The 10,749-nt window shown below is 75.9% G+C and carries 2 protein-coding genes; both read left to right on the forward strand.

The window, feature by feature from the left end:
• The first annotated feature begins 135 nt into the window (after positions 1-135).
• Complete coding sequence (locus tag ACWD4P_RS15275; protein WP_449779914.1) at positions 136-5,025, forward strand: type I polyketide synthase; 4,890 nt, start codon at positions 136-138, stop codon at positions 5,023-5,025.
• A gap of 151 nt (positions 5,026-5,176) precedes the next feature.
• Positions 5,177-10,749, forward strand: a 5,573-nt coding sequence (locus ACWD4P_RS15280) for an SDR family NAD(P)-dependent oxidoreductase (RefSeq protein ID WP_449779915.1), incomplete at its 3' end; no start/stop codon positions are given.

Raw genomic sequence — 10,749 nt, forward strand, 5'->3', positions numbered from 1 at the left:
GGACCGGGGCCCCGCCGCGGGCGGCCCCGCGATCGGCGAATCCCGAATGACGACGGCTCGAACGGCAACGGCTCGATGGACAACGGCTCGAACGGCAACGGCTCGAACGGCAACGGTGCGATGAGGAACGGTGCGATGGGGAACGACGACAAGCTCCGCGACTACCTCAAGCGCGCGACCACCGAGCTCCAGCAGGCGAACCGCCGGCTGCGCGAGCTGGAGGCACGCGCCCACGAGCCGATCGCGATCGTCGCGATGAGCTGCCGCTACCCCGGCGGCGCCAACTCCCCCGAGGACCTCTGGCAGTTGGTCGCCGACGGGCGCGACGCCGTCTCGCCCTTCCCGGAGAACCGCGGCTGGGACACCGAGGGCCTCTACGACCCGCGCCCGGGCACCCCCGACCGGACGTACGTCCGCGAGGGCGGATTCCTGCACGACGCGGGCGAGTTCGACGCCGACCTGTTCAAGATCAGCCCGCGCGAGGCACGCGACACCGACCCCCAGCAGCGGATCCTCCTGGAGCTCTCCTGGGAGCTGCTGGAGCGCGGGGGCATCGACCCGGCCTCGCTGCGCGGCAGCCGCACCGGCGTCTTCGCCGGGGTCGTCTACCACGACTACGCCGAGGGCTCCGGCACCGGCGGCCTGGCCAGCGTGGCCAGCGGCCGGATCTCCTACACCCTCGGCCTGGAGGGCCCGGCCGTCACCGTCGACACCGCCTGCTCCTCCTCGCTGGTCGCCGTGCACCTCGCGGCCCAGGCCCTGCGCTCCGGCGAGTGCACCCTCGCCCTGGCCGGCGGCGTCACCGTGATGGCCACGCCCAGCTCCTTCGTCGGCTTCAGCCAGGACCGCGGTCTCGCCCCCGACGGCCGCTGCCGCTCCTTCGCCGCCGCCGCCAACGGCACCGCCTGGGCCGAGGGCGCCGGCCTGCTCCTGCTGGAGCGGCTCTCCGACGCCCGCCGCAACGGCCACCCCGTGCTCGCCGTCGTCCGCGGCTCCGCCGTAAACCAGGACGGCGCCTCCAACGGCCTCACCGCCCCCAACGGCCCCTCCCAGCAGCGCGTCATCCGCCAGGCCCTGGCCAACGCCCAGGTCTCCGCCGACCAGGTCGACCTGGTCGAGGCGCACGGCACCGGCACCACGCTCGGCGACCCGATCGAGGCCCAGGCGATCCTCGCCACCTACGGCCGGCAGCGCGGGGCGAACGGCGAGCCGCTGCGGCTCGGCTCCATCAAGTCCAACCTGGGCCACGCCCAGGCGGCGGCCGGCGTCGGCGGCATCATCAAGGTCGTCGAGGCGATGCGCCACAGCCTGATGCCGCGCACCCTGCACGTCGACGCGCCGAGCCCCGAGGTGGACTGGTCGGCGGGCAAGGTCGAACTGCTGACCGAGGCCCGGGACTGGCCGCGCGGCGACCACCCGCGCCGGGCCGGCGTCTCCTCCTTCGGCCTCAGCGGCACCAACAGCCACATCGTGATCGAGGAGGCCCCGGAGGCCCCCGCCGACACCGCGCCCGCCGACGAGGCCGCCGCCACCGAGGCCGCTCCGGGCGTCGTCCCCGTCCCGCTCAGCGGCGGCGGCGGCGCCGCGCTGCGCGCCCAGGCCGCCCGGCTGCACGAGCACCTGACCGCCCGCCCGGACGAGCGGCTGCTGGACGTCGCGTACTCGCTGGCCACCACCCGCGCCGGGCTGGAGCACCGGGCGGTCGTCGCGACCGCCGGGCGCACGGAGCTGCTCACCGCGCTCCAGCGGATCTCCGAGGGCGACCTCGCCCCCGGCGCGGCGCTCGGCGTGGCCCGCGCGGGCGCGATCACCGGCTTCCTGTTCACCGGCCAGGGCGCCCAACGCCTGGGTATGGGCCGGGAGTTGCACGAGGCCCACCCCGTGTTCGCGGCACGTTTCGACGAGGTCTGCGCGGAGCTGGACCGGTGGTTGGAGCGGCCGCTGCGCGAGGTGGTCTGGGGCGAGGACGGTGACCTCCTCGACCGGACCGCGTACACCCAGACCGCGCTGTTCGCCGTCGAGGTCGCGCTCTTCGCGCTCCTGCAGTCGTGGGGCGTCCAGCCGCAGTACCTCGCCGGGCACTCCATCGGCGAACTCGCCGCCGCCCACGTCGCGGGCGTCTGGACCCTGCCGGACGCCGCCCGACTCGTCGCCGCACGCGGCAAGCTGATGCAGGCCCTGCCGGGCGGCGGCGCCATGACCGCCATCGAGGCCACCGAGGACGAGGTCACCCCGCACCTGACCGAGGGCGTCGACATCGCCGCCCTCAACGGGCCGCGTTCCATAGTGATTTCGGGCGAGACCGCCGCCGTGGAGGCGCTCGCCGAGCGCTTCGCCACCCAGGGCCGCCGCACCTCCAGGCTCCGCGTCTCCCACGCCTTCCACAGCGCCCTCATGGAGCCCATGCTCGCCGAGTTCGCCGCCGTGGCAGGGGAGTTGACCTACCACGAGCCGACCGTCGCGATCGTCTCCGGTCTGACCGGCGGGCCGGGGGCGGACCTCACCGACCCGCGGTACTGGGTCCGGCACGCCCGCGAGGCAGTCCGTTTCGCCGACTGCGTCCGCGCGCTGGCCGACAAGGGCGTCACCACCCTGATCGAGGTCGGCCCCGACGCCGTGCTCACCACCATGGGCGCCGACTGCGTCCCCGACGGCAGCGACCTGCTGCTCGTGCCCGCCCAGCGGCGCGGCCGCGAGGAGGCGGCCGAGCTGGTCCGCGCCGTCGCCGCCGCGCACGCCCGGGGCACCGCGGTGGACTGGGCCGCGTACTTCGCCGGATCCGGTGCACGGCGCGTCGAGCTGCCGACCTACCCGTTCCAGCGCCGCCACTACTGGGCTGCCCCGACCACCGCGGCCACCGGCGCGCCCGCTCCGGTCGGCGGCACGGCCCCGGGGAGCGCCTGGTGGGAGGCGCTGGAGTCCACCGATCCGGCCCGGCTGGCCGACCGCCTCGGCGTCGGTCCGCAGGCCCTGGCCGAGGTGCTCCCCGCGGTCTCCGCCTGGCGCCGGGAGTTCGAGGCGGAGACCGAGCTCGCGTCCTGGCACTACCGGACCGTCTGGCGCCCCGCCCCGGCCGCCGAGGCGGCGCCGTCCGGGCCGGCCGGCAGCTGGCTGCTCGCCGTCCCCGCCGGGTCCGAGGCCGGTACGGACGTCGTGGCGGCCGTCACGGCCGCGCTCACGGCCGGCGGCGCCGACGTCCGGACCGTCACCGTCGCCCCCGACACCGCCGTTCCCGCTCTCGCCGACGAGCTGCGCGCGGTCGCCGAACGCCCGGCCGGCGTGCTCTCCCTGCTCTCCCTGGACGAGCGGGAGCACGCCGGACACGCCCCGCTCACGCGCGGCTTCGCGGCCACCGTCACCCTGGTCCAGGCACTCGACGAGGCCGGGGCGACCGCCCCGCTCTGGTGCGCCACCCGCGGTGCCGTCGCCGTCCGGCAGGCCGAGGAGGCGACCGGACCGGCCCAGGCCGCCGTCTGGGGCCTCGGCGTGAGCCGCTCGCTCGACCGCCCCGACACCTGGGGCGGCCTGGTCGACCTGCCCGCCGTCGTCGACGCCCGGGCCGCCGAGGCGCTCCGCGCGGCACTCGCCCGGACCGACGGCGAGGACCAGCTGGCGGTCCGCCCCGACGGCACCTTCGTCCGCCGGCTCGTCCGCGCCGCGGCCACCACGGCCACCGGGACCGGCGCGGAGCCGTGGTCGCCGCCCGCCGGCGGCACCGTGATCGTCACCGGCGGCACCGGCGGGCTCGGCGCGCACGTCGCGCGCTGGCTGGCCCGCCGCGGCGCCACCGACCTGCTGCTGACCAGCCGGCGCGGCGCCGACGCCCCCGGCGTCGCCGAGTTGACCGCCGAACTGGCCGCCCTCGGAACGGCCGTGACCGTCGCCGCCTGCGACGTCGCCGACCGGGACGAGCTTCGCCGGGTCCTCACGACTGTCCCGGCCGACCGCCCGCTCACCGTCCTGCACGCCGCGGGCGCCGCCCAGCGCGTGGCCACCGTGTCCGAGCTGCCCCTGGCGGAGTTCGCGGACGTCGCCCGCGCCAAGGTGGCCGGGGCCCGGCACCTGGCCGAGCTGCTCACCGGCCGCCCCGCCACCACCCTGGTGCACTTCGGCTCCGGCTCCGCCGTCTGGGGCAGCGCCGGCCAGGCCGCGTACGGCGCCGCCAACGCCGAGCTCGACGCGCTCGCCCGGCAGGGCCGGGCCGCCGGACTCGCCGTCACCACGGTCGCCTGGGGCTCCTGGGACGCCGGCATGGTGGACGCCGAGCTCGCCGCCCTGCTGCGCCGGATCGGCGCGCCCGCCATGGCCCCCGAGCGTGCCGTGCGCGCCCTCGGCCAGGTCCTGGCCGACCCGGAACAGGGCGTCGTCGTCGCCGACTTCGACTGGTCCCGGTTCGCCCCGACCTACACCGCGGCCCGCCCCCGACCCCTGCTCGACGAGCTGGACGAGGTCCGGGCCGCCCTCACCGGGGACGCCTCCCCGGACGACGCGGCGACCGCCGCGCCCGCCTTCGCGGCGAAACTCGCCGCGCTCTCCGAAACCGACCGGCGGACGGCCGTCCTCGGCCTGGTCCGCGAGCACGTCGGCGCCGTCCTCGGCTACGCCGACCCGGACGACATCGACGCCGGCCGGGCCTTCACCGACCTCGGCTTCGACTCCGTCGCCGCCGTCGACCTGAGGACCCGGCTCGGCGACGCCACCGGCCGGCGACTGCCCAGCACGATGATCTTCGACTACGCCACGCCGACCGCCCTCACCGGCTACCTGCTCGCCGAACTCGCACCGCAGGCCCCGACCGGGCCACTGCCCGCCGGGGAGGAACTCGACCGGCTGGAGGCCGCGATCGCGCTCCTCTCCCCCGCCGAGATCGAACGCGACCAGATCGCCGTCCGCGTCCAGGCGCTCGCGACCCGGCTCAACCAGCCGCCCGCCGGCGAGCCCGGCCAGGACGTGGCCGACCGCCTGGAGACCGCCTCCGCCGACGACGTGTTCGCCTTCATCGACCAGGAGCTCGGCCTGTCCTGATCACGGCCCCCCGGCGAGCGGCCCCACCGGCCGCCGCCCCGCACCGCCCCCGGACCCGCCCGACCCGCCGGCCCGGGGGCAAGCCCCCGAACTTCGCGCGACCGGCCCGCCCCACGCGGCGGACCATCAGCCCTGCACAAAGAGACCCGGTGTGACTGAGATGGCAAACGCAAACGACGAGAAGCTCCTCGACTACCTGAAGCGCGTCACCGCGGACCTGCACCAGACCCGCCAGCGGTTGCAGGACGTGGAGAGCCAGGAGTCCGAGCCGATCGCCATCGTCGGCATGGCCTGCCGCTACCCGGGCGGCGTCACCTCCCCCGAGGAGCTGTGGCAGCTGGTCGCCGACGGCACCGACGCGGTCTCCCGGTTCCCGACCGACCGCGGCTGGGACCTGGAGGCGCTGCGCGGCGGCGCCACGGGCACCGGCGAGGGCGGCCCGGAGGCGCAGAGCGGCACCAGCTACGTCGACGAGGGCGGCTTCGTCCACGACGCCGCCGACTTCGACGCCGGCTTCTTCGGCATCAGCCCGCGCGAGGCGACGGCCACCGACCCGCAGCAGCGGATGATGCTGGAAGCCTGCTGGGAGGCGTTCGAGCGGGCCGGCATCGACCCGACCACCGCCCGCGGCCGGCGGGTCGGCGTCTTCGCCGGCTCCGGCCTCCAGGACTACGGCTACCTGCTCGACAGCGTCCCCGAGCTCGCCGAGTCCTTCCTGACCACCGCCAGCTCGGCCGCCGTCATCTCCGGCCGCGTCTCCTACACCCTGGGCCTGGAGGGCCCGGCCGTCACCGTCGACACCGCCTGCTCCTCCTCGCTGGTCGCCCTGCACCTGGCCGTCCAGTCGCTGCGCCGCCGCGAGAGCACGCTCGCCCTCGCCGGCGGTGTCATGCTGATGGCCACCCCGGCGCCGTTCATCGCCTTCAGCAAGCAGCAGGGCCTCGCCCCCGACGGCCGCTGCAAGGCGTTCTCGGAGGACGCCGACGGCACCGGCTGGTCCGAGGGCGTGGGCATCCTGCTGCTGGAGCGGCTCTCCGACGCCCGCCGCAACGGCCACCCCGTGCTCGCCGTCGTCCGCGGCTCCGCCGTCAACCAGGACGGCGCCTCCAACGGCCTCACCGCCCCCAACGGCCCCGCCCAGCAGCGCGTCATCCGCCAGGCCCTGGCCGACGCCCGCCTCACGCCCGACCAGGTCGACGCCGTGGAGGCGCACGGCACCGGCACCACGCTCGGCGACCCGATCGAGGCCCAGGCGCTCCTCGCCACCTACGGCCAGCAGCGCGGCGCGAACGGCGAACCGCTCTGGCTCGGCTCCATCAAGTCCAACATCGGCCACGCCCAGGCGGCGGCCGGCGTCGGCGGCATCATCAAGATGGTCATGGCGATGCGGCACGGCGTCCTGCCGCGCACGCTCCACGCCGAGCGGCCGTCCAGCCACATCGACTGGTCGGCGGGCGCGGTCGAGCTGCTGACCGAGGCCCGGGACTGGCCGCGCGGCGAGCAGCCGCGCCGGGCCGGAGTGTCCTCGTTCGGGGTCAGCGGGACGAACGCCCACATCATCCTGGAGGAGGCGGACGCGGCTCCGGTCGCGGAGGGCACCGAGGCTCCGGTCGCCGACGCGGGTGCGGCCGCGGATTCCGATGCCGGTTCTCGTGCGGGTGTGCTGCCCGTGGTGCTGTCGGCGAAGACCGCGCCCGCCCTGCGGGAGCAGGCCGCCCGCCTGCACGCCCACCTGACCGCGCACCCCGAGGTGCGGGTGCCGGACGTCGCGCACGCCCTGGTCACCGCCCGCGCGAGCTTCGAGCACCGGGCGGTCGTCGCGGCCGCCGGACGCGAGGAACTGCTCACCGCGCTCGACCGCATCGCCGACGGCACCGAACCGCTCACCGGACCGGCCCGCTCCGGCGGGACCACCGGCTTCCTGTTCACCGGCCAGGGCGCCCAACGCCTCGGCATGGGACAGGAGTTGTACAACACCCACCCCGTGTTCGCCGCCCGCTTCGACCAGGTCTGCACCGAACTCGACCGGTGGCTCGACCGACCCCTGCGCGAGGTCGTCTGGGGCGAGGACAGCGACCTTCTCAACCAGACCGCCTACACCCAGACCGCCCTGTTCGCCGTCGAGGTCGCGCTCTTCGCCCTCCTGCAGTCGTGGGGCGTTCAGCCGCAGTACCTCGCCGGGCACTCCATCGGCGAGCTCGCCGCCGCGCACGTCGCGGGCGTCTGGACGCTCGCCGACGCCGCCCGACTCGTCGCCGCACGCGGCAAGCTGATGCAGGCCCTGCCCACCGGCGGTGCGATGATCGCCGTCGAGGCCACCGAGGACGAGATCTCCCCGCACCTGACCGACGGCGTCGACATCGCCGCCCTCAACGGCCCCCGCTCCGTGGTCATCTCGGGCGAAGCGACCGCTGTCGAGGCGCTCGCTGAGCGCTTCGCCGCCCAGGGCCGCCGCACCTCCAAGCTCCGCGTCTCCCACGCCTTCCACTCCGTGCTCATGGAGCCCATGCTCGCCGAGTACGCCACCGTGGCACGGGAGTTGGCCTATAACGAGCCCACCATCCCGCTCGTTTCGACGGTCACCGGCACCCTCGCCACCACCGAACTCACCGACCCGCAGTACTGGGTCGACCAGGTCCGCGCCGCCGTCCGCTTCACCGACGCCGTCCGCACCCTTGCCGACCACGGCGTCACCACCCTGCTGGAGATCGGCCCCGACGCCGTCCTCACCGCCATGGCCCAGCAGACGACCGAAGACACCACCGCCATCCCCACCCAGCGCCGCGACCGCGACGAGACCCGAACCCTCCTCGCAGCCCTGGGCTCGCTCCACACCACCGGTGTGACCATCGACTGGACCACCGCCTTCACCGGCCTCAACACCCAGCACACCGACCTGCCCACCTACCCCTTCCAGCACGAGCGGTACTGGGTGAAGTCCCGTCCCGCCGCCGGTGACGTCCGCGCCGCCGGCCTCGACACCGCCGACCACCCGCTGCTCGGCGCGGCCGTCGTGCTCGCCGACTCCGACGGTGTCGTCCTCACCGGCCGCCTCTCCGTCGACGCCCAGCCCTGGCTCGCCCACCACCGGGTGGGCGACACGGTGCTCTTCCCGGGCACCGGCTTCGTCGAGCTGGCCCTGCGCGCCGGGCAGCAGGTCCGCGCCGAGGCGCTGGCCGAACTGACCCTGCACGCCCCGCTGGTCCTCCCGGAGCGCGGCGCGGTCGCCGTCCAGGTCGTCGTGGGCCCGGCCGACCGCACCGGCGCCCGGACCATCAGCGTCCACTCGCGCCTGCAGAGCTCCTCGGTCGGCGCACCCTGGACCAGGCACGCCACCGGCGTGCTGGCCCCCGGCGCCTGTCGCGCCGGCACCGAACTCACCGCGTGGCCGCCGGCCGGCGCCCAGCCGGTGGACGCCGACGGCCTGTACGAGGACTTCGCCCGGGTCGGCCTGGGATACGGACCGGTCTTCCAGGGGCTCAAGGCCGCCTGGCGGCGCGGCGGCGAGCTGTTCGCCGAGCTCGCCCTGCCGGAGTCCGCGCACGCCGACGCGGCCCGGTTCGGTGTCCACCCTGCCCTGCTCGACGCCGCGATGCACCCGGCCTTCTTCGCCGAGCTGACGGGCGAGCAGGCCATGGTGCCGTTCACCTGGTCCGACGTCACGCTGCACGCCGTCGGCGCGGCCGTCGCCCGGGTCCGGCTCACCGCTTCGGCCGGCGGGAGCCTGACCCTCGACCTCGCGGACGCCACCGGCCGGCCGGTGGCGTCGGTCGGCTCGGTCGCGCTGCGGCCGATCTCGGCCGAGCAGGTCTCGGCGGCCCGCGCACTGGTCCACGACTCCCTGTTCACGTTGCGCTGGCATCAGGCCGCCGTTCCGACGGCTCCGCCCGCCGCCGCGTGGGCCCGCTGGGAGGACGCGGCCGGCTCCGACACGCCGCCCGCCGTCCTGGTGCTGGAGGTGGACGGCGGAAGCGACGCCGCCGCCGTCCACACCGCGACCGGACGGACCCTGACGATCCTTCAGGAGTGGCTGTCCGACGCCAGGTTCGCCGACTCCCGGCTGCTCGTCGTGACCCGCGGCGCCGTCGCCCTGCCCGGCGCCGACGACGCCACCCGCATCGACCTGGCACAGGCCGCCCTGCGCGGTCTCGTCCGGGCCGCGCAGTCCGAGAACCCCGGCCGCATCGTCCAGCTGGACCTCGACGCGGCCGCCACCGCCGACGCCACCACCGACTTCCTGGTCGCCGCCTCGCTCGCCACCGAGGAGTCGGAACTCGCCCACCGTGACGGCGAGTTCTGGACCCCCCGGCTCACCCGGGCGACCGTGGCCGGAACCACCGGCGACGACGCCCCGGGCAAGGCCCGTCCCGCCTCCGCCTTCGGCGCCGAGGGCGCCGTGCTGATCACCGGCGGCACCGGCGGGCTGGGTGCCCTGCTCGCCCGCCACCTGGTCACCGAGCACGGTGTCCGCCGGCTCGTCCTCACCAGCCGCCGCGGCCCCGAGGCCCCCGGCGCCACCGAGCTCGCCGCCGAACTCACCGCACTGGGCGCCGAGGTGGACGTCGAGGCCTGCGACGTCGCCGACCGGGCCGCCCTCGCCGACTTGCTCACCGGCCTCACCGCGCGCGGCACCGAGCTGCGCGGCGTCGTGCACGCCGCCGGTGTGCTCGGTGACGGCGTGATCGCCTCACTCACCCCCGAGAGCCTCTCCCAGGTGCTCTCCGCCAAGGTCGACTCCGCGCTGCACCTGCACGAGCTGACCAGCGACCTGGACCTGTCCGCCTTCGTCCTCTTCTCCTCGGTCGCCGGCACCCTCGGCGCCCCCGGCCAGGGCAACTACGCCGCCGCCAACGTCTTCCTGGACGCCCTCGCCGCCCACCGCCGCGCCCACGGCCTGGCCGCCCAGTCGCTCGCCTGGGGCCTGTGGGCCCGCGCCAGCGCCATGACCGGCACGCTGACCGGTGTCGACCGGACCCGGATGTCCCAGGGCGGCGTCATTCCGCTCGCCGACGACGAGGGCCTGTCGCTGTTCGACACCGCGCCCGGTGTCGACGCCGCCGTCGTCGTCCCGGCCAGGCTCGACTTCCCCTCCCTGCGCGCCCAGGGCGACGCCCTGCCCGAGCTGCTGCGCGACCTCGTCCCGGCCGCCCCGCGCCGCAGCAGCGACGCCGCGTCCGACGAGACCAGCGGCCTGCGCCGGCAGCTGTCCGCGCTCCCGGAGGAGGAGTGGGAGACCGCCCTCCTCGAACTCGTCCGCACCCGCACGGCCGCCGTCCTCGGCCACGCCACCGCCGACTCGATCGACCCCGAGCGGGCGTTCCAGGAGTTCGGCTTCGACTCGCTGACCGCCGTCGAGTTCCGCAACGCGATGAACGACGCCACCGGCCTGCGGCTCCCCACCAGCCTGGTCTTCGACTACCCGAGCCCGGTCGCGCTCGCCCGCCACCTGCTCACCGAGGTCGCCGACGCGGCCGGTGCCGAGGCGGGCGCGGTGTCGGTGGGTGTGGTCGGGGCCGTCGATGACGACCCGATCGCGATCATCGGCATGGCCTGCCGCTACCCCGGCGACATCACCACCCCCGAACAGCTCTGGCAGCTCGTCGCCGACGGCCGCGACGCCACCACCGACTTCCCCGTCAACCGCGGCTGGGACACCGAACGCCTCTACGACCCCACCCCCGGCACCGAAGGACACACCTACACCCGCCGCGGCGGCTTCCTCCA

The organism is Kitasatospora sp. NPDC002543 (assembly GCF_053594915.1).

Excerpts from the sequence above, each read along its gene's own strand:
- ACWD4P_RS15275 (WP_449779914.1), top strand. The coding sequence starts at position 136 with ATGGGGAACGACGACAAGCTCCGCGACTACCTCAAGCGCGCGACCACC.